The organism is Corynebacterium pacaense, assembly GCF_900169525.1.
GTDB classification, from domain to species: Bacteria; Actinomycetota; Actinomycetes; order Mycobacteriales; family Mycobacteriaceae; genus Corynebacterium; species Corynebacterium pacaense.
This window is the reverse complement of the sequence record NZ_LT821239.1, coordinates 1,444,973-1,468,113: the sequence shown is the minus strand read 5'-3', so window position 1 is coordinate 1,468,113 and position 23,141 is coordinate 1,444,973. Positions and strand designations below refer to the sequence as shown.

At 64.4% G+C, this 23,141-nt stretch carries 20 protein-coding genes and 1 pseudogene; 6 read left to right on the top strand and 15 right to left on the bottom strand.

Going from position 1 to position 23,141, the window contains the following annotated elements:
- Positions 1-221 precede the first annotated feature (221 nt).
- Complete coding sequence (locus B7E02_RS06920) at positions 222-752, top strand: GNAT family N-acetyltransferase (protein ID WP_245802184.1); 531 nt, start codon at positions 222-224, stop codon at positions 750-752.
- On the opposite strand, the gene B7E02_RS06915 is transcribed toward B7E02_RS06920, so the two are convergent.
- The 4 genes and pseudogenes from B7E02_RS06915 to trmD all read right to left on the bottom strand — a co-directional run bounded on the left by B7E02_RS06915 (position 730) and on the right by trmD (position 5,050).
- A complete protein-coding gene (locus B7E02_RS06915; RefSeq protein WP_080794239.1) occupies positions 730-3,015 on the bottom strand; it encodes a Tex family protein in 2,286 nt (761 codons plus the stop codon). The two genes, B7E02_RS06920 and B7E02_RS06915, sit on opposite strands and share 23 nt — an antisense overlap.
- Before the next feature lie 38 nt (positions 3,016-3,053).
- Entirely contained in the window at positions 3,054-3,425 is a 372-nt protein-coding gene (locus B7E02_RS06910) for a hypothetical protein (protein WP_080794238.1), read from the bottom strand.
- A complete protein-coding gene (locus tag B7E02_RS06905; RefSeq protein WP_080794236.1) occupies positions 3,418-4,107 on the bottom strand; it encodes a DedA family protein in 690 nt (229 codons plus the stop codon). Before B7E02_RS06905 ends, B7E02_RS06910 begins: the two co-directional genes overlap by 8 nt.
- 51 nt (positions 4,108-4,158) lie before the next feature.
- Positions 4,159-5,050, bottom strand: a pseudogene (gene trmD, locus B7E02_RS06900) (tRNA (guanosine(37)-N1)-methyltransferase TrmD).
- Between the two features lie 74 nt (positions 5,051-5,124).
- Between trmD and B7E02_RS06895 the strand changes: the two are divergent.
- Entirely contained in the window at positions 5,125-5,748 is a 624-nt protein-coding gene (locus tag B7E02_RS06895) for a DUF4232 domain-containing protein (RefSeq protein ID WP_080794503.1), read from the top strand.
- 16 nt (positions 5,749-5,764) lie between these two features.
- Here the strand turns inward: B7E02_RS06895 and rimM are convergent, their stop codons facing one another.
- On the bottom strand, positions 5,765-6,280 hold the full coding sequence (rimM, locus tag B7E02_RS06890; RefSeq protein ID WP_080794233.1) for a ribosome maturation factor RimM: 516 nt from the start codon (positions 6,278-6,280) through the stop codon (positions 5,765-5,767).
- Between the two features lie 90 nt (positions 6,281-6,370).
- Between rimM and B7E02_RS06885 the strand changes: the two genes are divergently transcribed.
- The 3 genes from B7E02_RS06885 to B7E02_RS06875 are packed head-to-tail and all read left to right on the top strand — an operon-like array spanning position 6,371 to position 7,517.
- Complete coding sequence (locus B7E02_RS06885; protein WP_143336669.1) at positions 6,371-6,823, top strand: hypothetical protein; 453 nt, start codon at positions 6,371-6,373, stop codon at positions 6,821-6,823.
- The gene (locus tag B7E02_RS06880) at positions 6,820-7,176 is read left to right on the top strand and encodes a cupin domain-containing protein (RefSeq protein ID WP_080794229.1); all 357 of its coding nucleotides are present in this window, start codon (positions 6,820-6,822) and stop codon (positions 7,174-7,176) included. Before B7E02_RS06885 ends, B7E02_RS06880 begins: the two co-directional genes overlap by 4 nt.
- Positions 7,173-7,517 carry a cupin domain-containing protein gene (locus B7E02_RS06875; RefSeq protein WP_080794227.1) on the top strand — a complete coding sequence of 115 codons (345 nt, stop codon included), beginning with the start codon at positions 7,173-7,175 and terminating at the stop codon, positions 7,515-7,517. Before B7E02_RS06880 ends, B7E02_RS06875 begins: the two co-directional genes overlap by 4 nt.
- A gap of 55 nt (positions 7,518-7,572) precedes the next feature.
- Here the strand turns inward: B7E02_RS06875 and rpsP are convergent, their stop codons facing one another.
- Positions 7,573-8,088: a 30S ribosomal protein S16 gene (rpsP, locus tag B7E02_RS06870; protein ID WP_080794225.1), complete on the bottom strand. Its 516-nt coding sequence runs from the start codon at positions 8,086-8,088 to the stop codon at positions 7,573-7,575.
- A 287-nt stretch (positions 8,089-8,375) separates the two neighbouring features.
- On the opposite strand from rpsP, the gene B7E02_RS06865 reads away from it, so the two are divergent.
- The gene (locus tag B7E02_RS06865; RefSeq protein ID WP_080794501.1) at positions 8,376-8,852 is read left to right on the top strand and encodes an ankyrin repeat domain-containing protein; all 477 of its coding nucleotides are present in this window, start codon (positions 8,376-8,378) and stop codon (positions 8,850-8,852) included.
- Here B7E02_RS06865 and B7E02_RS06860 read toward each other — a convergent pair.
- The 9 genes from B7E02_RS06860 to B7E02_RS06820 all read right to left on the bottom strand — a co-directional run bounded on the left by B7E02_RS06860 (position 8,849) and on the right by B7E02_RS06820 (position 23,080).
- Positions 8,849-9,718 (bottom strand): ABC transporter permease, encoded by an 870-nt coding sequence (locus B7E02_RS06860; protein ID WP_080794223.1) that lies wholly within the window; start codon positions 9,716-9,718, stop codon positions 8,849-8,851. The genes B7E02_RS06865 and B7E02_RS06860 overlap by 4 nt on opposite strands.
- Positions 9,715-10,572, bottom strand: a complete 858-nt coding sequence (locus B7E02_RS06855; RefSeq protein ID WP_080794221.1) for an ABC transporter ATP-binding protein — start codon at positions 10,570-10,572, stop codon at positions 9,715-9,717. The genes B7E02_RS06860 and B7E02_RS06855 overlap by 4 nt, the downstream gene beginning before the upstream one ends.
- An 86-nt stretch (positions 10,573-10,658) precedes the next feature.
- Positions 10,659-12,257, bottom strand: a complete 1,599-nt coding sequence (gene ffh / locus B7E02_RS06850) for a signal recognition particle protein (protein WP_080794219.1) — start codon at positions 12,255-12,257, stop codon at positions 10,659-10,661.
- Between the two features lie 98 nt (positions 12,258-12,355).
- Positions 12,356-14,434 carry a [protein-PII] uridylyltransferase gene (locus B7E02_RS06845; RefSeq protein ID WP_080794217.1) on the bottom strand — a complete coding sequence of 693 codons (2,079 nt, stop codon included), beginning with the start codon at positions 14,432-14,434 and terminating at the stop codon, positions 12,356-12,358.
- A 46-nt stretch (positions 14,435-14,480) separates the two neighbouring features.
- Positions 14,481-14,819 carry a P-II family nitrogen regulator GlnK gene (gene glnK, locus B7E02_RS06840; protein WP_080794214.1) on the bottom strand — a complete coding sequence of 113 codons (339 nt, stop codon included), beginning with the start codon at positions 14,817-14,819 and terminating at the stop codon, positions 14,481-14,483.
- A 41-nt stretch (positions 14,820-14,860) separates the two neighbouring features.
- Positions 14,861-16,177, bottom strand: a complete 1,317-nt coding sequence (locus B7E02_RS06835) for an ammonium transporter (protein ID WP_080794213.1) — start codon at positions 16,175-16,177, stop codon at positions 14,861-14,863.
- A gap of 399 nt (positions 16,178-16,576) precedes the next feature.
- Positions 16,577-17,782, bottom strand: coding sequence for an IS110 family RNA-guided transposase (locus B7E02_RS06830; RefSeq protein WP_080794035.1), 1,206 nt, complete (start codon positions 17,780-17,782; stop codon positions 16,577-16,579).
- Positions 17,783-18,036: 254 nt separating this feature from the next.
- A complete protein-coding gene (gene ftsY, locus B7E02_RS06825) occupies positions 18,037-19,602 on the bottom strand; it encodes a signal recognition particle-docking protein FtsY (protein ID WP_080794211.1) in 1,566 nt (521 codons plus the stop codon).
- A 100-nt stretch (positions 19,603-19,702) separates the two neighbouring features.
- Complete coding sequence (locus B7E02_RS06820; RefSeq protein WP_080794209.1) at positions 19,703-23,080, bottom strand: hypothetical protein; 3,378 nt, start codon at positions 23,078-23,080, stop codon at positions 19,703-19,705.
- Positions 23,081-23,141: the final 61 nt, after the last annotated feature.

Here is a 23,141-nt window from a genome sequence, read left to right as displayed (position 1 = left end):
CCAGGTTTGGGGCGCTCGGCCGGTTCTTATCCGTTTCAAATTGCGCCGCTGCCACGTCTTCCGGCCAGGGCCGGGATATGCACAGTCAACCGTAGGATTATCCCACAGCTGGGCACGGGAACTCAAATCCCTGGCGCTCACCGACGACCGCGAACACCACGGACACTCCGCCCGCCACGATGCGGCGACCGGACCCCCGGTTGCACATATGATCTACGTTCATGCCCACCATCAGACTGGCGAAAATGTCAGACATCCCGGTGATTCAGCGGATTGAGCGTGATACCGGTGTGCTTTTCCGAGGGGTGGGAATGGATTTCGTCGCGGATGATCCCCCGCCCCCGGAGAAACTGTTGGGGGAAGAGATCTCCTCTGGTCGGGTGTTCGTGTCTGTGGACGGGGATGAATCCGAGCCGCGGGGATGGCTCTGGCTGAGGGAGGCCGACGAAAATCTCCACATTGAGCAGGTTTCATCGGACCCCCGCTTCCGCGGCCAAGGAATCGGCACCTCGCTGGTCCGGTTCGGCCTCCGCCTCGCCCGGTCCAGCGGCTATGCTGGGGTGACCCTGACCACCTACAGGGATGTACCCTGGAACGCCCCGCTCTACAGCGCACTCGGATTCGTGGAGCTTCCCCGGCATGCGTGGGGTCCGGAACTCCGGGCGATCCGGGAACACGAAGCCGAGGTGGGGCTCGATACGGCACCACGGATGGCGATGATCCACCCGACTACTTCAGGCCCGCCCGCTTGAGGGCCTCCGCCATTGCACCGCCCTTCGAGGCCGTAGCACCGTTTCCACCACGGTTGCCCTTTCCTCCGCCCCGGTGTCCGCGCGTCGGCTTCCGTCCTGCGGGTGCCCCGGGTTCGTCGGTGAGCCGGAGGGACAATCCGATGCGCTGGCGCGGAACGTCGACCTCCATGACCCTGACCCTGACCACTTGCCCGGAACGGACCACCTCGCGGGGATCGGAAATGAACTTGTCGCTCATCGCGGAGACGTGCACCAGTCCGTCCTGGTGCACCCCGACATCGACGAATGCACCGAAGGCGGCGACGTTTGTGACGGTACCCTCGAGGACCATCCCCGGTACCAGGTCGGAGATCTTCTCCACCCCCTCCTTGAAGGTGGCGGTCGCGAACTCCGGCCGCGGATCCCTGCCGGGTTTATCCAGTTCCGCGATGATGTCACTGACGGTGGGGATCCCGAAGGTCTCGTCGGCGAAATCGGCCGGGTCAAGACCTGACAGCACACGTGTGTTGCCCAGCAGGTCACCCACCCCGAGTCCGGTGGCGGCCTCGATGCGGCGGACAACGGGGTAGGCCTCGGGGTGCACGGCGGAGGCGTCGAGAGGGTCTTTTCCGCCGGTGATACGGAGGAAACCGGCGCACTGCTCGTAGGCTTTCGGCCCGAGTCGGGAAACCTTGAGCAGGGCCCTGCGGTTGGGAAATGCGCCGTGGTCGTCACGGTGCTCGACGATGTTCTTCGCCAACGTTCCGGTTATCCCTGCCACCCGTTCGAGCAGGGGTACGGAGGCGGTGTTCAGATCCACCCCGACGGCGTTGACGGCATCCTCGACCACACCGTCGAGTGTCCTGGCGAGCGCGAACTGGTTGACGTCATGCTGGTACTGCCCCACTCCGATGGCCTTGGGGTCGATCTTGACCAGTTCGGAGAGTGGATCCTGCAAGCGACGCGCGATCGAGACCGCCCCACGCAGTGAGACATCCATGTCGGGAAATTCACTGGCCGCCAGCTCACTTGCCGAATAGACCGAGGCACCGGATTCAGAGACGACAACCGGTGTCGGACGCTTCCCTCCGGCCTGTTTGATCAGATCGGCCACCTCGCCGGCGAGTCTCTCCGTCTCGCGGGAGGCGGTGCCGTTGCCCACGGCCATGAGATCCACGCCATGGGTGGCACACTGGCCCGCCAGGTCCCGCACCGCGTCGTTCCACCTGTTCTGCGGCTGGTGCGGATAGACGATGATGGTGTCGAGGACCTTGCCGGTGGCATCGACGACGGCGCACTTCACACCGTTTCTGAAGCCCGGGTCCAGGCCGATGGTGGCACGCTGTCCGGCGGGTGCCGCAAGGAGGACATCGCGGAGGTTGGTGGCGAACACCTCGAGCGCGGCGGTCTCCGCCCTTTCCTTCAGCCGCATGCGCACGTCCAGGCTGGAGGAGACATAGAGTTTCGTGCGCCAGCCCCAACGGACGGCCTCCCCCAGCCAACCGGAGGTGCGGGTGTCCAAATCGAAGCGATCGGCGATCATGCCCTCGTAGACCGTGTCCTCGCCGGCTCCCAGCTCGAGGTGGAGCACCCCTTCCTTCTCCCCGCGCAGCAGGGCGAGGATGCGATGGCTGGGCAGGGTGGTGAAGGGCTCGGAGAATTCGAAGTAGTCCTTGAACTTCGCACCCTCCGTCTCCCTGCCCTCGACGACGGAGGAACCCATCGTCCCGGTGGTGTACATCCTCTCGCGGACCTCGCCAACGAGATCCGCATCGAGTGCGAAGCGGTCGATCAGGATCGCCCGGGCTCCGTCGAGGACCTTCCTGGCATCCTCGAATCCTTCGGTGATGAACGCCGCGGCCGCGGTGGCGGCGTCGGTGCCGGGGGCGTCGATTAGCGTGTTCAGCAGTTCTTCGAGGCCCGCCTCACGGGCGGTGTCCGCCCTGGTCTTCCGTCGCTTCTTGAAGGGAAGATAGAGGTCCTCGAGTCGTGCCTTCGTCTCGCAGCCGGCGATCAGCGCCCGTAGATCATCGGTGAGCTTTCCCTGGTCCTCAATGGCAGTGAGCACCGTCTGCTTCCGCTCCTCCAGCTCCCGTAGGTATCCCAGGCGCTCTTCAAGCTGGCGCAGCTGGGTGTCATCGAGGCCACCGGTTGCCTCCTTGCGGTAGCGGGCGATGAAGGGAACGGTGTTGCCCTCATTGAGCAGGCCGACCGCGGCATCGACCTGCTCCTGCCTGATACCGAGTTCGCGGGCGATGGTGCGGGCAATGGAGTTGGATGACATTCAAGTGATTCTAGCGAAGCCGTGGCGCGTTACCGCCATCAATCCCGGTGCTGCCATGCGCAGGCCGCGTTCACCCCGGGCTCGGTGGTGCCCTCATAGGAGGAGCCGTACCAGTAGGTTCCCTCGGGCAGCGCGCCCACGGTGACCCGTGTCAACTCCCGCAGACCCAGATCGGAGTGGCCGTTGATCACCACGCGGTGCAGGGACTCGACGATCGGCATCCGACCCTTCTCCTGCGCGAACTGGCTGATCAGCATGTTGTCCGGCTCGCAGGTGAGATCGACCACCTCGGCGTGGATGTCCCTGACCCCGTACCCGGCCTTTCCCAGCTCCTCCGGCAGGCTTCGGGACACGCGTTCCCACTCGGTGGGGGTGATGAGGATGTTCAGATCGGTGGAGACCTCACGCATTCGGGGTTCCACCCTGCACCTTGCGACGCGCCCGGAGGAACACGAGGACAAGCAGCCCGATGGTGATCCACAACAGATAGCGGTTGACCACCTTGACCACCTCCAGGACCTGATCGCCGAAGCTGTAGCCCAACCACATCATCAGGCCGTTGACGGCCAGGACACTGATGATGTTCAGTGCCAGCATCACGCTCAGCCGGATCCGGAGCAGACCGGCGACGGCATTGACCACCGTGCCCGGGACCGGCCCGGGAAGATAGCCGAAGGGAATCAGCGCCAGCGTCCAGCCGTAGAGGCTGGTCGATTCACTGTCCACCGCCCTCCGGAACACGCGGTTCGCCCTGGGCATGTACTGCAGGGACATGTCGATGAACTCCATGCCCCACCGTCGCCCCATCAACCAGTAGATCGGCATGAACTTGATCGCACCGACGACCGTGCACAGCAGGTACACGGCGGCGTGTCCGTTGCCCACGGAGGCGTTCGCACCGCCGAGGACCGCACTGGTGTATCCGCCGACCAGGAGGGTGTAGGCCAGCGGTTGCGTCAGCAGCCAGGCACGCAGAGGGATCATCGCCAGGGAATAGATCCCCATGATCATCAGCGCAGCGAAGAGAAAGATGTCCATCTTCTTCGGCTGTGCCAGAAACGCGGGAAGCTCAGGCTCCTGTTTTTGAGTCATGTGTCCTTCACTTTCCGAGACGTGATTCCCGACCAACAATACGCCATGCCCTCAGTCACGTCCGAGGACCGCACGGTCGGTGCTGCTGAGTTCGGTGGCGTCGATAAGCTCCGGTCGGCGGTCCCTGGTGCGCAGCAGCGCCTGGTCGCGCCGCCAGCGATCCACCCTGGCATGGTTGCCCGAGAGCAGTACGTCGGGCACACTCAGTCCGCGCCACTCCCGCGGCTTGGTGTAGCTGGGGCCCTCGAGCAGCCCGTCGGAGAAGCTGTCCTCCTCGTGGGAGCGGCGGTTGCCCAGCACCCCGGGAATCAGGCGCACCACCGCCTCAGCGATCACCAGCACCGCGACCTCGCCTCCGATGAGCACGTAGTCTCCGATGGAGACCTCACGCACCCGGTAGCGGTTCGCGGCGTCATCGACCACACGCTGATCGATGCCCTCATACCGGCCGCAGGCGAACACGATGTGCTCCTCATTCGACCACTCCCGCGCGTCGGCCTGGGTGAAGGGCGAGCCGGCGGGGGTGGTCGAATGAGGAGCACATCGTGTTCGCCTGCGGCCGGGCCTGGGTGAAGGGCGAGCCGGCGGGGGTGGGCACGATGAGCAGGGGCGGCTTCCCGGGGGTAGCCTCAGGGGAGTGCTTTTCGACGCCCAGAAGGTCATCATGACGCGCCGCCCTGAGGTGCGGCACCGCTGAATCCAGCGGCTGCGCCGCCACCCTGCCCGCCGCGAGGTCATCCAGGGCGGGACCCCAGACCTCGGGTTTCATCACCATTCCCGGCCCGCCACCATACGGCGTGTCGTCAACAGCCTTGTGTCCACCACTGGCCCATTGCCTCAGGTCATGGACGCCGACCTCGAGGATCCCCTCCTCGATCGCCTTGCCCAGGAGGGCGTGGCGGAGAGGATCCAGGTACTCGGGGAAGATGGTCACAACATCCATGCGGAGGTGGCGTTTTTCAGCGTTTTCGGCGGAACTCACGGCATTAAACCTACCAAGTGACCTAGCGTGGAGGCATGAAGCCCACATACCGATCCTCGATTGTCCTGAGCTTCGCAGGGGTTGTGCTGCTCTCCGCGTGCTCGGGGACGGAGCCGGATCCCGCGGTGGTGACCACCACGGTCTCATCCGCCACCGCCACGTCCGGTTCCGAATTCGCCGGCTCAACCACCGCGAGCACCACCGCCGTGACCTCGACCCCGGTGACCTCGACCCCCGCATCAGGGGAACCGCAGCCCTGCGCCACCGGCGGGATGGATATAGGGATCCTCAGCCAACAGGGCGCCGCCGGAAGCATGCTGTTCGACATCGGGTTCACCAACACCGCGCAGCAGCCGTGCACACTCAATGGTTTCCCCGGCGTGAGTCTCGTCGGTTCCGGCAATGGAACCCAGCTTGGCCTACCCGCCGTCCGGGAGGGGGTGCCGGCCTCGGAGATCGAACTCGCGCCGGGAGCCACGGCGTACTCCCCGCTCAGGATCACCCGGGCGGAGAATTTCAATGACTGCGGACTCGTCCCCGCCGACGGCCTGCGTGTCTACCCTCCGGGCCAAACCGAATCGGTTTATCTCCCCCTGGATTCGGTCAGCGCCTGCACCGCGGAGGGCGAGCTCCTCTCCGTCCAGCCCGTGCGGCTGTGATGTCCGGCGGTCGGGTCTAGAGTTCGAGGAGCCCCTCAGGCGGGGTGATGGTCGCGGTGCCCGCCTCGAGATCCACTTCGGGGACGATGGCGTGGACGAAGGGAATGAGAACCTCCCGACCACCCTCCAGGGTGACCTCGAGGGTCTCCCCCGCGGGACCGTGTAGGACCCCGCCGACCACTCCGATGTCCTTTCCCGCGTGAATGATCCGCAGTCCCTCCAGTTCGTGGTCATAGAATCCGTCGTCATCGTCCTCCGACTCCAGGGGCGGGGCGAAGAACCTCGTTCCGCGAAGGGAGTCGGCGGTCGTACGATCGGGGATCTCGGCGAACTTGATCAGCAGCCTGCCCTGGTGGGCACGGGCGGCGTCGATGGTCAGGGAATGCAGCCTGCCGGTCTGCCTGCCCTCGAGTACCCCACCCGGCGCAAACCGGATCCCGGGTTCATCGGTTGTCACCTCGACCACTACCTCACCCCTGATTCCGTGGGATTTAACAACCCTGCCGATCTGCAGCTCCACCTCGTGACTCATGAGGTCAGATTCTATGCCACCGGATCCGCCCGGACACCGGAGCCCATTAAACACTGGTTTATCCGCGCAAATTCAACTAATGTCACCCCCATGCGACCACGAGTGACCGTCCCCGGGTCGGACCGGCCGGCGCAGCGAACCGGCGAGCGGGAGACCTTTGAATTCCTCCTGGCCGACCTCGATGTCAGCGGCCGGGCCGTGGCCGAGTTCACACCCGGCCCCGGTGTCACGGTCAGGGAGATCCCAGCGGCCGACCACGCCCGCGCCATAAGGGTCAACGCCCGCTCGGTCGCCTTCCCCGAATGGATCGACCTGTCCGCTCGGGCGGGATTCGGACCGGTGAGGCTGCACCGTGCGGACATGGCGCTGCCCACACCGAAGCACAATTTCAGGGACGAGGGTCTATCGCGCACCGCGAAAGTGCTGTTCAACCTCCTGCACCGACCGGAGCTGCGGGCGCGGGTACTGAATATGCCCTCGACATTCCTTGCCCACCGGGACAACCTCGGAGGGGTCGGGATCATCTTCGGGAGGATTGCATGATCCAAGGTGTGAGGCTGATCCAATTGCAGAACGAGACCCCGCCCGCCGATGCGCACCGGAGACTACCTGCGACCCGCCGGGTTCTCAGGACCGCGGACATCGACATCATCTGCTTCACCTTCAGCCCCGGTCAAGTTCTCGGTGATCACCACGTCGGACACCCCATCATCGTGCACTGCCTCAGCGGCTGCATCGGCTTTCTCGTCGAGGGGCACTCGATCAGACTCACGGCCGGTTCCATCCTCCACCTTGACGCCGGAATCACCCACCATCTCTCCTGCCCGGAGCCCTCAACGGAAACCGCCGTCATCCTGCTCACCCATCTGAAACACGATAGGCGCACCCCCTCATGACCTCCCCCTGCATCTCCCTTGTGGATATCCTCGCCGCGACCCCCGCACCGGGCGGAACGGGACCTGCGGCACAAAGTCCGCTCCGGGTCGATGGTGCGAACCTCATCGTGTTCACCTTCCGTCCGGGACAATCGCTTCGGGATCACCACGCCGCGCATCCGATCGTGGTCAGTGCGATAAGCGGCACCCAGTCCTTCAGCAGTGGGGGGGAAACCGTCACCCTCGGCCGAGGCACGGTCGTGCATCTGGACCGTGGCGTCACACACCGTGTAGACCTCCCCGCCACAGCTGGGCACGATGCGGTCATGCTGCTGATCTTGCTCACCGCTGAGCGGGTATAGAAAAACTCCGCCACCACGATGGAGATGGTGACGGAGCGATTCGCAGTGCCGGGACCTATGCCTCTTCGGCGACAGCTTCCTCAGCGGGTGCCTCAGCCTCGGCCTCTGCGGCGGCGGCCTTGTCGGCGGCGGCCTTGTCGGCGGCAGCCTTCTCGGCGGCCTCCTTGGCTTCCTTATCCTCGCGGGCCTTCTTCTTCTTTTCGGTGATGGCCTCGACGGTGGGGCCGTTGTTGGCCTCCGCCAGTGCCTGGTTGAACAGTTCAAGCTTGGACGGCTTCTCCTCGGCCACCTTCAGGGTGCCCTCGGCACCGTCGATGCCCTTGTACTTCTGCCAATCACCGGTCACCTTGAGCAGAGCGGCAACGGCCTCGGTCGGCTGGGCGCCGACGGAGAGCCAGTACTGTGCCCGCTCGGAGTCGATCTTGATGATGGACGGGTCGCGCTTCGGCTCGTAGATGCCGATGTTCTCGATGACCTTACCGTCGCGCTTGGTGCGTGCATCGGCGATGACGACACGGTAATGCGGAGTACGGATCTTTCCGAGACGCTGGAGCTTAATCTTGACAGCCATGTGTTTTCCTCACGTGGTCACTGGGCAGTACAGACACCCACCTCTTGCTGGTGGACCGGTTCAACCCTTGTTTTAACCTGCGCGTGACGTACCGGGCGACCGTGGTCGCTGGCGGTGTTACGCAGGAAAGTCTTGTGCCTTCGCGCCACATTGGGCGCAGACAACCCTGTCAATTCTAGCCCGTGGACGGAGAAAACAGAAATCTCGGTGCACAGGACCGCTTGACGACGCCCACCCCGCAGCCACGACGATTGATCGGGACCGGAAACGGCAGTAGATTGGGCGGTGTGCTTCCGACTGCCCCCGGCAACAACGACCGGAATCTGATCAACTACATCGACGGTGGACGCTACCGGGATCTCCTCCTGACCGGTGACCTCGCCCAATTGGACAGCCTGCTGGCCTTCGCCGGCCCCGACGCTCGCGATGAGGAGGACCGTACGGTCCTGATGCGCGCAGCCGAGGCGGGTAACCTCCTGTTCGTCGCCCGCCTGCTGGACATGGGAGCGGACTCCGCGATTACCGATCCCACGGGACTGACCGCCCTGCACTACGCGGCGATCGAGGGTGATGACGGCATCATCGAGATACTCATCGACGCCGGGGCGAACCTCGATGCGCCGGATGACCGCGACCGCACCCCGCTGTGGTACGCCTGCGCGCACAATCTCCCCGATTCCGCGGCCGTGGAGATCCTGCTCCGCGCGGGAGCGGACTGCCATAGACGGGACAGCTCCGGCGTCAGCCCCGATGACATGCTCTAACGAACCACCGAACGCATCCTCAACAGCGCGATCCCACCTAAAACCAGGCCCCACCCCGCGACGATCCCCACGGCTAGGGCCGGGGTGACCTCCAGACCGAAGGACACGGCGCTGAGCCCGTATCCCACGCTGATCTCCCGGAGCGCGTCCTCGGGGAATCCGATCTCCGCAAGTGAGGGAGCGACCAGCGACTGCCGCAACAGCATCGCCGCAGGGGCGAATGGAAACAGATTCATCACGGAGACCACCATCGTCGGCAGTGCGATGGGTGGAATGTAGGCGCCGGCGAGAAAACCGGCGAGGGTACCCACCAGGCTCGACAGTGCAGACATTCCGCCCTGGGTGCTGACGAGGGTGATCATGAACGCCCCGATCGCGGAGAACACGGCGGTGAGAAGGACGAGGACCACACCGAGCCGGAGGTAGCCCCCCAGAGATGGCAGGCGGTGGCCCGAAATCGCCAGGCCCGCGCTGCCCACCGCCACCTCGAGAAGGAGGATGACCATGGTGATGATCACCGACGCCACGAGGTAGGAGATGGTCAGTTGGGTCCGCGAGACCGGGGAGACCAGGAAGTCCTTGATCCGTCCCTGCATCCGATCCTCCACCAGAATCCCCAGGGCCGACAGCGGAACCGTGATCGATGAGCTGATGATGATCCCGGAAAAGACCCAGTTCAGGATGAAGCTCTCCACGGCCGGTCTCGATTCCGTGGGAAGTTGCACGGAAAGAGCGTCTATCTGCATCTTTCCCAGGAACAGAACGTACAGACCGAGCAGGATCAGGGCCCCGAGGATGGAGAAGAACACTGCGAAGCGGTCCCGGAAGAAGCAGATCAGATGCCTGTGCACCAATGTCCGGATCACGCTCGACCTCCGGTTACCGCGAGAAAGACCTCATCCATGGATCCGTGCCGGATCTCGACATCCAGGACCCCCTCGACAGCGGTGGCGATTCGGGCCGCCTCCAGACCGCTGGCAACCTCGAGGTGAACCAGATCCCCGTCGGCCCGCGCTCCAGGAAGACCCGTGGCTGTGCTCGCCGCGTCCGCAACGCGCATGGTCAGCTGGGTCCGCGTGTAGCGGCCACGAAGCTCAAGGGGTGTCCCCTCCGCAACCTTGCGCCCGCGGTCGATGATCAGGACCTGATCCGCAATCTCGGTCTCCTCCATGTAGTGCGTGGTGAGAAAGACGGTCAGTCCGGTCTCCGTGCGCAGTGCGTTGATACTGTCCCAGACCTGGTGGCGCGAGCGGGGGTCAAGGCCCGCGGTGGGTTCGTCGAGAAAGAGGACCGCGGGATCGGGAAGCAACGCCCTGGCGATATCGGTTCGACGCTTCTCCCCGCCCGAGAGCACCCCGTAGCGGCGGTCGGCGAATTCACCGATCCCGATGCTCTCAATGACCTCCTCGATTCGGCCCGGGGCCACCCCCGGGTAGAGTCCAGCTCTTGTCTGAAGGTTCTCCCGCGCCGTCAGGAGCGGATCAAGGACAGACTGCTGAAACACCACACCGATCTGCGACGCCGGGCCCGCGATCTCAACCGTCCCGGAATCCGCGGAGATGATCCCGGTGAGACAGGAGATCGTGGTGGTCTTCCCGGCTCCGTTGGATCCGAGGAAGGCAAAGATCATCCCGCCCCACACGTCGAAGGACAGCCCGTCCACCGCGGTGAGCGAACCGTAGCTCTTCACCAGATCCCTGACACGCAAAATAGCCGTCACCCAGCATCACCTCCGGAACGCAGGCACGGGCGCCCGGAAGAACGCACCCGTGATAACTCAATGCATCCTGAGCGTACCCCGGAGTCCTACTTCTTGCCCTGTCCGAAATCCAGGTTGTTCAGGTCGATGCCCTCCATGCCCTTTGGCAGCTTCGGCATGCCCTTGGCGCCGGGGACCGCCCCGCCACCGAGCTGCTTCTGCAGCTCCGCCATATCGGGTATACCGGGCATTCCACCCATGGGCATCCTCGGCTGGGTCGGCCCCTTCTTGGCGGGCTTGCGCTTGCCGTTCTTGCCCTTGCGGCCCTTCGCCTGCTTCTTGGTGGCGCTGCGGTTCATCCCGCCCATGCCGAACTGGCCGGCCATCTTGCCCATCATCTTCCTGGCCTCGTAGAAGCGTTCAACCAGCTGGTTGACTTCGGAGACCTTAACGCCGGAGCCGTTCGCGATTCGCTTGCGACGCGAGGCGTTGAGAATCTTGGGATCCGCGCGTTCCGCCGGGGTCATCCCGCGGATGATCGCCTGGATGCGGTCGAGCTGCTTTTCATCGACCATATCGGCCATGTCCTGCATCTGCTTACCACCGGGAAGCATCTTGAGGATGTTGCCAATGGGCCCCATACGCCGAACCATGAGCATCTGGTCGAGGAAGTCCTCCAGCGTGAGCTCGCCGCTGCCGAGCTTCTTCGCCGCCTCCTCGGCCTTGTCCTGATCCATCACGGCCTCGGCCTGCTCGATCAGGGAGAGCACATCGCCCATGCCGAGGATGCGGCTGGCCATGCGCTCGGGGTGGAAGACATCGAAATCCTCGAGTTTCTCACCGGTGGAGGCAAACATGATCGGCTTGCCTGTCACCTCGCGGATCGACAGGGCCGCACCACCGCGGGCATCACCGTCGAGCTTGGTCAGCACCACGCCGGTGAAATCGACACCGTCGCGGAACGCCTCGGCGGTGTCCACGGCATCCTGACCGATCATTGAATCGATAACGAAGAGGACCTCGTCGGGATCAACGGCATCGCGGATGTTGCGGGCCTGGGTCATCAGCGTCTCATCGATGCCGAGGCGACCCGCGGTATCGACGATGACCACATCATGTTTGCTCCGTTTCGCCTCCTCGATTCCCGCCCTCGCCACGGCGACCGGATCGCCATGGCTGGTGCCCATTTCATGCTCCAGGGAATCGATGCTGGTGCCCGGATCGGGTGCGAAGGTGGGTACGCCCGCGCGCTCGCCGACGATCTGCAGCTGCTGGACGGCGCCGGGACGCTGGAGGTCGCAGGCGACGAGCATGGGGGTATGGCCCTGCTTGACCAGGTGCCTGGCGAGCTTTCCGGCCAGGGTGGTCTTACCCGCGCCCTGGAGACCCGCCAGCATGATCACCGTGGGCGGATTCTTGGCAAGATTGAGCCTTCGGGTCTCCCCGCCGAGGATCTGGACAAGCTCCTCGTTGACGATCTTGATTACCTGTTGAGCGGGATTGAGTGCCTGGGAGACCTCCGAACCAACGGCACGTTCCTTGATGCGCTTGATGAATCCGCGCACGACAACCAGGGAGACGTCGGCCTCCAACAGGGCCAGCCGGATCTCACGGGTGGTGGCATTGATGTCTGCCTCGGTGAGCTTGCCTTTGCCACGAAGGCCCTTGAGGGCATTGTTCAACCGATCGGACAGTGACTCAAACACGAATGAACTCCCAGTTGGTTCTAGAGTGCGGGGTTTCTAATCCCCCTATGCTAGCGGTTCGACGGTGTCCCGGTCACTTCCGGCTCCGTGGCCAGGGGTCACCCACCTGCCAGGACCTTCATCACGTCACGTTCAACGGTGGCCCGATCAAAGCCGGGGACCAGGCCCGCGCGAATGATCAGGGTGGCCCCCGGGGTGCTCGACGAGATCCACTGGCACTGCGGCAGCGCGTCGATCAACGCGAAGATCGCGCCCACCCGAAGCTGGGTGCGCACCTCTATCGTGTTGCCGAACCAGAAGGTCGCGGTGATTCCGGGTTCGGGTATTGGGACCTTGGTGTAGACGCCGGATTTGTAGGACTGGATGAAGGTCTGTTCATTGAAGTCGGAGGGACCGCTGGCGCGGACATCGAACTCTCCCCTCCATCCCCCCTCCCGGACCAGGCGTGACTCATCGACCACCCAGCCCTTGGCCGCGATCACGCTGAGGATACGGCTGAGATCCTCCCCCTGCCAGTAGACGGTGTGCACTCCATTGTTGTCCTCCAGCGCCAGGGGCCCCTTGTGCGCGACGATCGGACGTACGGGATGGGCGTCGATAAGCCGCGCCCGCGCCCTGGTGCACAGCACGTCGAGCGCCCGCGCCAGACGCGGATTCCACACCCCAGGTCCGGTCGCCCTGGCGTCCGCTTCGGTCAGCACCTCGAGGAGGTTGAGGGTGACCAGATCGTAACGGATGGCGTCGAGAAGCTCCTCGAGCGCCTCCTCGGAGTTGGGATCCGTACGCGCGGCGATGCGCGCGATGGTGGTGTGCTCGGCGACCAGCGTCTGCACGCAGGCCCGGTCGCGGTGGTTTAATCCCATGCGGGCCGCGGCACGCGCCACCATCTCGGCACCGACCTGCTCGTGCGGGCGGGAGGTGCCCTTTCCGATGTCGTGGTAGAGCGCCCCGAGCAGCAGCAGGTCCGGCCGGGCCACGGTGACGGTCTCCTCGGCGCAACCGGCGACGGTGTTCAGGCTGTGTTCGTCGATGGTCGAGATGTGTGAGGGCTCCCTGGGCATCATGCCCCGGATGCGGTCCCACTCCGGAACGTAGCGGGTCCACAGGCCGAAGTGGTCCATCTGGGTGACCACCCTGCGTGTGTGCTCAGGGGAGGAGAGGACCCGGAAGAAATCGCTGGCCGCCGCGGCGGGCCAGGGTTCGGGAAGTTCGGGGCAGGCCTGCAGCCGCCGCCAGGTCGACTCATCAACGGCCAGCCCCGTCTTCGCCGCGGCGGCGCCCACGCGGAGCGGCAGGCAGGGATCGCCCAGATCGGGGTGACGGCTCAGCGCCACGGTTCCCCCGGCATCGACGACATCGACATCCAGGGGTCGTCGCTCCTGCCTGCGTAGACCGAAACCGCTGCGCCGGGGAAGCATGTTCCGTGCGGTGGACAGTCCCCGGTTGAGTTCATCGTCTATGGAACGGGCGGCATCGGCAATCTGCTGGGAGAGGTGGTAGCGATCGGCGAAACCGAGGTCGAGCGCCACATCGACGGCGAACTCGGGATCGAGCACATCCCGTGAGCGCCGCGCATGGACGTGCAGCAGTGTTCTGACGTCGAGGAGCAGGCGGTGTTCGCTCTCCAACTTCGGGGGATCACACAACTGGGCCAGTGCCAGGGCCTTGATCAGTTCATAGTCCCGCAACCCGCCCCGACCGTGCTTGAGATCGGGCCGCGTCATGGCCACCACGGATCCGGAACGGCGCCACCTGGCGATCGCCGTCTCCACGACGGCGTTGAAGTTCTTGTTCACCTCGCGGCGCCAGCGGTTGACCACTGCGACGCGGGTTGCGGTGAACAGCTCCGGGTCACCGGCCAGAAAACTGAGGTCGAGCATGGCCAGCGCGGCCGTTGAGTCGGCGGAGATCATGGCCTCGCACTCAGCCGGGGTGCGCACCGAGTAGTCGAGCCGCATCTTGGCATCCCAGATCGGGTACCAGAGATCCTCCACCCCGGCGGGTGTCTCCCCCGGCGGGTGCAGCAGGATCAAATCCAGATCGGAGTAGGGCGTCATCTCACCGCGGGCGAGCGAGCCGGTGGCCGCGAGGGCCGTTTCCTCCGGAAGGGTCAGGCCGCCCAGCAGTGCCAGGGCCTTTTCTCCTGCGTCACGGCGAAGCTGGGCGGGATCTTTCATCTCAGATGCTGTCTTGACCGTCTATGTGTCTATGTGGACCAGCGACCTAGACCGCGTCCTCACCGCGCTCCCCGGTGCGGACCCGGACGAGATCCTCAACGGTGGTGACCCAGACCTTGCCGTCCCCCATCTTCCCGGTGCGTGCGGTTTCCACGATGGCGCTGATGACCTCGTCGAGCTGTGCATCGCCGACGATGACCTCAATCTTGACCTTGGGGACGAAATCCACGGCATACTCTGCGCCGCGGTAGACCTCGGTGTGGCCCTTCTGCTGTCCGAAGCCCTGCGTCTCGGTGACGGTCATCCCGTGAACACCTGCCTGCTCCAGCGCTTCCTTAACATCGGCAAGGGTAAAGGGCTTGACGATTGCGGTGACCAGTTTCATTTTCTCTTCTCCTCAAGCTGGTTGCGGTGCTCTTCTAGAATCTAACGGATTTCCGGGCCGGCGGTGTCATAAGCGGACTCACCATGCTGGAAGGTGTCAATGCCCTGCTGTTCCTGCTCGTCGGTGATTCTCCATCCGATGGTCGCCTTGATCACCAGGGCGATCACGGTGGTAACCAGGCCGGCGAAGATGACCGCAACCAGAGCGATCACAATCTGGACGATGAAGAGCTTGAATCCCTCAGAGCCACCACCGGTGAACCAACCCACATCGGAGGCGAGCAGACCGACACCGATGGTGCCCCACAGACCCGCGACCAGGTGGACACCGACGACGTCGAGCGAGTCATCGAAACCGAAGCGGTACTTCAGTCCGACGCCGAGGCAGGCGAGGCCGCCACCGATTGCGCCGAGGATAAGGGAGGTCACCGGATTCAGTGCACCGGCCGCCGGGGTGATCGCCACTAGTCCGGCGACCACGCCCGAGGCTGCGCCGAGCGAGGTGGCCTTGCCGTCGCGCAGACGTTCCACGGCCAGCCATCCGAGCATCGCCGCTGCCGTCGCGGCTGTGGTGTTGAGCCAGGCGAGTCCCGCGAGTCCGTCGGCAGCGAAGGCCGATCCACCGTTGAATCCGAACCAGCCGAACCACAGCAGTGCCGCACCCAACATGACGAAGGGGAGGTTGTGGGGTCGAGCGATGGTCTCACCGAAGGTGCGACGCTTGCCGACGATCAGGGCGAGCACCAGTGCCGCCGTACCTGCTGAAATGTGAACCACGGTGCCACCGGCGAAGTCGATGGGGGCGATGTTCGCCTCACCGTCGGTTGCGCCGAAGATCCAGGAGGAGAAGCCGGTCTCATTGTGGGAAAGCAGCCCGCCGCCCCACACCATGTGTGCCAGTGGGAAGTAAACCAGGGTGGCCCAGGCGCCGGAAAACACCAGCCAGGTGGAGAACTTGACGCGCTCTGCGAGGGCGCCTGAGATAAGGGCCGTCGAGATAACGGCGAAGGTGAGCTGGAATCCGATGTCGACGATATTGGGGTAGCCATTGGCACCCTCGATGTAATTGCCCTCCGCATCGAGGATGGAGTCCTTGAGTCCGAAGAACTCGAACGGGTTGGCGACGATGCCTCCGAGGCTCTGCGTGCCGTAGGACATCGACCAGCCCCACAGGACGTAGATCACGGAGACCACGCCGATGGTCCCGAAGGACATCATCATCATGTTGAGCACGGACTTCTGCCGTGACATGCCACCGTAGAAGAATGCGAGTGCGGGTGTCATGAGAAGGACGAGCGATGCGGAAATGAGCATCCAGGCTGAGTTGCCTGAAGCTGCTGCGATCTGGTCAGCGGTCATGGCGAGGACGACCTCCTTATTAAAAAGTTTCACTTGTGCGTGGGTGCGAGGTTCAGGGAGGGGCCCTCCCGTACCGAAACTAACTATAGACCGACAGGTTCCTTTTTCAATAGCCCGGCCCCATCAGCCCCCGCGAGGGGCCTCCGCCAAGCACAGAATTTCAATATCCCAACAGGTAATTCGCAGCCAATGTTAATTACATCACTTGCTCTAACCACCGCGCGCCGCGGGGGCACGCGCAAGCGATGCGGTCCCGGGGGGTGTCCCTATGTTTTTGTCAAGGGATAGGCCCTGTATTCAGGAAAGCATTTCGGGGGTAGCTCCCGATTCTGATGATGGGCGTGGTTGAGCAGCTGGCCGGCGTACTCGCGTCGACCAGCTGATCGTGGTGAAGGTGGGCTACGCAGCAACTCTGGCGGGGATCTCCCTAAAGAACTCGGCCCGGGTCAACATTGCGTAGATGACGTTGCACCGGCGTCTGGCCAGGCACATCACTGCAGCGTTATGTCGTTTACCCTCGGCCCGTTTCCGCTCGTAGTAGGTCTTGGATGGTTCATGGAACCGGATCGATGCGAATGCCGAGTAGAACAGGGCGTTTTTCAACCGTTTGTTACCGGATCTGGCCGGGAACTCACCTCGGATGGACGTGCCGGATCTTCGTGTCACCGGGGCGATCCCCGCATACGCTGCCAGGTGGCCGGCTGACCGAAAGTCGGAGCAGTCGCCGACAGCGAGGAGAATGTTGGAGGCGGTCTTGATGCCAATTCCCGGCATGGATATCAAGACCTGGTGAAGAGGGAATTCAGCCAACAGTTCCTCTACTTGATCAGCAATGGTTTTCCGCTGTTCCAGCAGGGCTTTGATGTTGGTCGCCAGCTGCGGGATCACCACCTCAGCGGCAGTGGTGCCAGGTACGGCGACGGTCTGGGCTTTGAGTCCGTCGAAGATCGCGTCGACCAGCTTCGTGGGGTCTTTCTTCGATCGGTTGGCCATCCAGGTGTGTACCCGCTGGTAACCGGCCTTCTTCAACCTTGTTGGCCCGCCGTAGTGGATGAGCATGTCCAGCACCAGAGGTCGGGTGATGATGCTGCCCGGTAGGGCTCGTTCCAGACTCGGGTAGATCTGGGTCAGCACGCTACGCAGCCGGTTGATGGTGCGGGTGGCGTCCTTGGCGATGTCGTCATCGAACCCGGACAGCATCTTCAGCGCTGAGAGGACTTCGTTGTCCCGGTCCACGGCCCGCAGGGTATGCGGCATCGTCCGGGCGGTATCAGCGATGATGAATGCGTCCCGCCGGTCGGTCTTCGACCGGCCGGGGTGCAAGTCCGCGGCTTTGCGCATCGCCAGGCCGGGTAGATAGCCGACGAAGCAGCCAGCGTCCCGGGCCACGGCGATGGGCAGGGCACCGATGGTGTTGGGCTGGTCGACGACCACCAGGACGGTGCCGCAGGCTTGGAGGTCGGTGAAGACCTTGCGAAGCTGATCCTCGTCCTGGGGCAGGGGTTTGTCGTAGATGATCTCGCCTGTGGCTAGCATGGCGCAGGCGTGGTGGGCGGTTTTGCCGACGTCTAATCCGATGGTGACGTCGATGGTGCCGGTGGTCATGGCCGGCCTCCTTGTGGTGTCGGAGCAACAGTGACAGGTCAAACCTCGTCGCTGGTGTCTCGACATCCGATGCTGGCACCCACGTTACAAAAGAGAACTGAGTCGAGTGACTCGTCCGTGTCCCTATCAGCAGTCAACGGGTGTCCTGGTAGCCCGGCGACAACACCCCCCGGATCATGGTAACTACAGGGGAAATAAGCCATACCGGGCCCAGCGACTATCCCCATTATGGGGACACCATCAAAGTAACGGGACTACCCGAGCAACGCGTCCACGAAGCCCTCCACCTCGAATGGTGCCAGATCATCCGCGCCCTCGCCCAGGCCGACCAGTTTGACGGGCACACCGAGCTCCTCCTGCACCTGGAACACGATTCCGCCCTTCGCGGTGCCATCGAGCTTCGTCAGCACCACGCCGGTGATATCGACAACCTCGGAGAAGATCCTCGCCTGCTGCATTCCGTTCTGCCCCACCGTGGCATCGAGGACCAGAAGCACCTCGTCGACGACGGCCTTCTTCTCCACCACACGCTTGACCTTGCCGAGCTGATCCATCAGACCGGTGGAGGTGTGCAGCCTGCCCGCAGTGTCGACCAGCACGACATCCGCCTGCTGCTCGACACCCCTGGCCACCGCATCAAAGGCGACCGATGCCGGATCGGCCCCCTCCGCCCCGCGCACGGTGTCCGCGCCCACGCGCCGACCCCAGGTCTCCAGCTGATCAGCGGCCGCCGCTCGGAAGGTATCAGCTGCCCCGAGTAGCACCTTGTGCCCCATGGACACGAGAACTCTCGCCAGCTTTCCGGTGGTGGTGGTCTTTCCGGTGCCGTTGACACCGACGACGAGGACCACCGCGGGCTTGCCCTCGTAAGGCATCGCCTTGATCGCCCTGTCGAGGTCGGGACGGCAGGCGTCGATAAGCGTTTCCCGCAGCATCGCACGCGCCTCCGCCTCATTGGACACGCCGTTGGCCGCGATCTTGCCCCGCAGCTCATCGACGACTCTCATGGTCACGTTGTTTCCCAGGTCCGCCTTGATCAGCATGGCCTCGATGTCCTCCCAGGCCTCATCATCAAGATCACCCGCGGTGAGAATCCCGAGAACCGATTTGCCGAACACGTTCTGCGAGCGGGCCAGCCGACCGCGCAGCTTGCCGATACGACCGGCGGCCGGGGCGATCTCATCGAGTGGCTCGGGAGCCGGCTCCGGCTCCGTCTCCGGCACCGGGGTCTGCTCCAGGGCGGCCTCCGCCGACTCAGCCGTGACCTGTGCGGCCTCCGCGGCCTCGACCACCTCCTCGGGAGTGGGGACCGGAGTGCCGGCTTCCGGCTCCGCGATGATCTGCTCGACCGAATTCTCCCCGACCGACGCCTCCTCGACGGAAGCCTCCTCCCCCGAGGGCCCGTCGATGATCTCCCCGACCGACGCCTCCTCGACGGAAGCCTCCTCCCCCGAGGGCCCGTCGATGATCTCCCCGACCGACGCCTCCTCGACCGTGACCTCCTCAGCGATCACCGGGGCCTCATCGGACTCCTGGACGGGGAAGGAATCGGTGTCCTCCTCCGGCGCCTGGACCACCTCGGGCTGCTGCTCCCCGAGCAGGACCGGCTCCTTCTCCTCCTGCTTTGCGGGAGCGAAGCTGAAGCCCCCCTGTGCCTGGTAGTTGCCCGATTTCTCCTGCTGGGTGAGCTCCCTGGGCTCATCCGGCTTCTCAAAGCTGACGGTTTTCGATTCGCCCCGCCTCTTCCCGATGATCAGCACTGCGATGATCACGAGAACGGCGAGGACGACTAGGCCAATGATCCAGAAGGTAGCATCCATGCCCTCCATAGTGGCAGGTTTATCACCCGAGTACATGGCACCGCCCGGGTTTTCCGGGCAAAAGATTCAAATCTCCTTCCGGGAAGCGCAGATTCCGGCGCTAGTCCACCAGTCCGGGGTAGTTCACCCCGAGCACCATGGCCTCCGCCGAGATCAGATCACCGGTGACCAGGTCGGGCACGATATCGGCGATCCTGCCCCATCCCCCCGCCGCCCTGTCGAGCGTGCGGGTCTTTCCCATCAGCCCGTGGGCGTGCATCCGCGAGGACAGGGCGAACACCAGCGACACCACCGGTGTCAGCGCCCACTTGTTGCCCACCTCCTCGGTGTTGACCCCGTCGAGTTTGTCAAAGCGGATCCGCGCCGAGGAGTACAGCTGCCGCTGCGTTCCGCGCATGGCACGTAGAAGGTCAACGGCGGTTTTGATCAGGCCCTCCGTCTCGAGTACCTCGCGGAGCTGGTCACGCTTCTTGAAGGTTTCAAAGACGGCCATCAGCCTGGTGCTGTCCTGCATGAGCGGACCGGGGACGATATCGGCGTTGCTGAAGAACATCTCCAGCAGTGCCGCCTGCTGCGCCTCGTTCATTCCGGCGATGGCCACCGTCGACTGGTCAATACAGGCGGTATCCAGCGTGGAATCCCGCCCGGTGGCCAGGGTGTAGAGAATATTCCTTCCCGCCACCTCCTCCAGCTGTCCGAGAATGGGCAGCAACGGTGAGCGGTTTCCCACCTCCTCCGCCTGCGTGTAGGCATGGGGAAGCGCTCCGAGCAGCTGGAGGGTACCGATCCACGCGGTGCGGTGAATCTCCGTTGCCGGGGAATCGGTGGTGAATGGTGACGCAGCGAGGCCGGAGGAGATGATCTTGCCCGGCTGTGCCGCCGCCGGGACAAGCGATGCGGACAAACCACGAAGTGCCGCGGCGGGATGGGCCCGCAGGGCGGCGTGGATCACCGGCAGGTGCTCGACGGTTCCCTGCTCGGACCAGATATGGGCCACGTCCCACAGAGCGGGAACCACCGAGTCTGAGACCGGGGGTTCCTCCGCCTCGTGGCCGAAGAACGCGGAGAGCTGTGCGAAGTCCTCGGCCTGATCCCGGTAGAAACCCTCCTGGGCGACGGTGATCGCGGATCGCCCGGGGGACAGCGGGGTGAGCAGCGTGGTGAAGGGATCTGCGGTGTGCAGCTGGACGATCAGATCACCCGCTGCCACGAGCTGGGCGGGCAGAGCGACGCGGGGTCCGCCCACCGCGATGTCGAAGGCGCGGATCCACGGCGCGGTTGCCGGCCAGACCCATGCGCTGAGCGTGCGGCCGGGTGCCAGGTTCTCGAGGACCAGTTCACCGTCTTCAACGGTGATGCCCGTGGTGTGCTCTACCTTGTCGATCACCGCGATGGTCACCGAGACTCGACGATCGGCACCGAAGTCCGTCCACTCGAACTCGATCGAACCCCGCGGCATGACGAAGGTACTCGCCGCGATCTCCCTCATGCCGGCCACCCAGGTGCGCCCACCGTCGGGAGTGGTCATCCTGACCGTCCGCAGCGGGGATCCGTGGTGGTTGCGCACGCTGATCCGTGGATCCCCTACCCCGACGCCCGGGCGGATCCGCAGCTCGCCGAAGCCATCGAGATCGCGTGGTCCGCACACAGTGCGGGTCACCCGCCACATCGGCGGTTCGGTGTTCAGCGGCAGTTCGATGGCGATCTGCGGGGGAATGAAGCGCAGGGGCATCTGATCGCCCTCATCGGTGGTGATGACGAAACCGGCGTTGGGGTCTGTGGAACCGACCTCCACCCGGCGCGGTTCGGAGGTGAAGTGCTTCTCCCCCGAGCGCACCCTCAGTGATGCCTCGCTCAAACCGGAGGTGGTCGGAATCCGGAAGGAGGCTCCCGATCCGGCGATCTCCAACTCCGTGGTCATCCCCTCCACGATGGCGAACTCATGGCGGAAGGACTCGTTTCGGGGTCCGCGCAGACGCACCAGGTACTCGCCGACCCAGGGGGCGTCGTAGGCCTCGGGATCGAAGATGTAGAACAGCCCGCCCTCCGCAGGCACCTCGAGTGGTTCGGGATCGGCGATCTCCTCGCCTGCGCTGCCCACACCCGCGAAGGCGGAGATCGACAGCATCCACGTCTCATCCCTGCCACTCTGGGTCTCGGGGAACTCCGCGACCAGGGACTGCGAATAGAGCGGGAGTCCGGAGGCCGAACGCACATGGGGAACGAGTTCGGCGGGGTGGTGGAAGGCCACGCGGCGCCGGGGGTCGATGCAGCGGACCTCCTGGTTGACCTTCAATGAGGCCAGTCCGCGGGCATCCACCCGGGAACAGGTCCAGGAGGTCCATCCCTCCACCCCGAAGGACTCGAGGACGGGCACGGTCTCACCGGTGACCATGTCCTCCAGGGTGGCGTCGCTCGGCGCGAGGACGAAGATCTCCTGGTGGTGCAGCGAGACCTTGTCCGTGAGGTTCTCCCCGCGTGCGGAGAACACCAGGACGGGATCAGTGAAGTCCACGACGGGGACCACCCAGGTTATCTGGTTGGTGGTGTCGCTGACCGTGGTCTCACGGACCTGGCGTTCCAGGGTCACATCCAGCGCCTCGGAGTAGCCTGAGGTATCTCCCCAGGCCCTCGTGGTGGAGTAAATCCTGGTGGTGCCCTCGAGGCTGACCCGCCAGCTGACCTCCTCATCGGCAACGCGCTGTTCCGGCAGGCGGAGGCAGACTTTTCGACGCTCGGCGTCAAGCACCAGACGCGGACGCAGCTCCCGCAGCGCCACACCGACCGAGTTCTCCCGATCGACGGTGCCCACTGGTCGTTCACGCAGCTCGGCGACGAAGAGCTCATCGAGCATCACCGGTAGCCCGAGCTCGCGCTGCCGGTCGGACCAGGAGGTGGGGTGTTCGGTGGCGAAGTCACACAGTGTCCGCACCCCGCCCAGAATCTCCCCCGCCCAGTTCGGGGCAAGTCGCCTGACGGTGTCAAAGAGATACGGGTACTCCGCGGTGCCTGACTCGACCTCGGTGAGAACAGCCGCCACCTCCCCACCGGTGACCCCGCTGTGCACGGCCACAAGGTCGATCACCTCGACAGGCTCCGTCGGGAGGAAAAGTCCGACCCTGCCGAAAAGCCCCTGCACGCCGGCGGCCAGGGTCGCGGCGTGCTCAGCGCCGAGTCCCAGTCCCCCGAGGTACTCGTTGAGGAAGTCGGAGGGGTCGACGATCTTCGACGCCCGGGATACAAGCGTTGCGACGGTCAGGGCGGGCGTCATCTCAAGGAGATCCGGAAGCTCGGCACCCGCTGCGAGCTGGCGCGATAGGAAGGTGCCGTAGAAGCGGTCTATCCGTTCAAGTTCATCGCTGCGCAATCCCGCCTGCGGAAAGAACTCCACGGCGGCCAGGCGCTGCGACAATTTCAGCTCGGTCTGTGATGCCCATCCGAGCAGTGAATCATTGAAATCGGCAATGCCACCAGGCATGTATACACTCTCCCCCGCGTCACCGCGTCCCACTTGTTGGATCCAAAATGCCCTCTCACCC

Bases quoted from the DNA above. Each gene is read 5' to 3' on its own strand.
- glnK (WP_080794214.1), bottom strand. From the start codon at position 14,819: ATGAAACTGGTCACCGCAATCGTCAAGCCCTTTACCCTTGCCGATGTT.
- B7E02_RS06915 (WP_080794239.1), bottom strand. From the start codon at position 3,015: ATGTCATCCAACTCCATTGCCCGCACCATCGCCCGCGAACTCGGTATC.
- B7E02_RS06875 (WP_080794227.1), top strand. From the start codon at position 7,173: ATGACCTCCCCCTGCATCTCCCTTGTGGATATCCTCGCCGCGACCCCC.
- B7E02_RS06845 (WP_080794217.1), bottom strand. From the start codon at position 14,434: ATGAAAGATCCCGCCCAGCTTCGCCGTGACGCAGGAGAAAAGGCCCTG.
- ftsY (WP_080794211.1), bottom strand. From the start codon at position 19,602: ATGGATGCTACCTTCTGGATCATTGGCCTAGTCGTCCTCGCCGTTCTC.
- rimM (WP_080794233.1), bottom strand. From the start codon at position 6,280: ATGAGTCACGAGGTGGAGCTGCAGATCGGCAGGGTTGTTAAATCCCAC.
- B7E02_RS06920 (WP_245802184.1), top strand. From the start codon at position 222: ATGCCCACCATCAGACTGGCGAAAATGTCAGACATCCCGGTGATTCAG.
- B7E02_RS06895 (WP_080794503.1), top strand. From the start codon at position 5,125: ATGAAGCCCACATACCGATCCTCGATTGTCCTGAGCTTCGCAGGGGTT.
- B7E02_RS06885 (WP_143336669.1), top strand. From the start codon at position 6,371: ATGCGACCACGAGTGACCGTCCCCGGGTCGGACCGGCCGGCGCAGCGA.
- B7E02_RS06820 (WP_080794209.1), bottom strand. From the start codon at position 23,080: ATGCCTGGTGGCATTGCCGATTTCAATGATTCACTGCTCGGATGGGCA.
- B7E02_RS06880 (WP_080794229.1), top strand. From the start codon at position 6,820: ATGATCCAAGGTGTGAGGCTGATCCAATTGCAGAACGAGACCCCGCCC.
- B7E02_RS06910 (WP_080794238.1), bottom strand. From the start codon at position 3,425: ATGCGTGAGGTCTCCACCGATCTGAACATCCTCATCACCCCCACCGAG.
- B7E02_RS06905 (WP_080794236.1), bottom strand. From the start codon at position 4,107: ATGACTCAAAAACAGGAGCCTGAGCTTCCCGCGTTTCTGGCACAGCCG.
- rpsP (WP_080794225.1), bottom strand. From the start codon at position 8,088: ATGGCTGTCAAGATTAAGCTCCAGCGTCTCGGAAAGATCCGTACTCCG.
- B7E02_RS06835 (WP_080794213.1), bottom strand. From the start codon at position 16,177: ATGACCGCTGACCAGATCGCAGCAGCTTCAGGCAACTCAGCCTGGATG.
- B7E02_RS06830 (WP_080794035.1), bottom strand. From the start codon at position 17,782: ATGACCACCGGCACCATCGACGTCACCATCGGATTAGACGTCGGCAAA.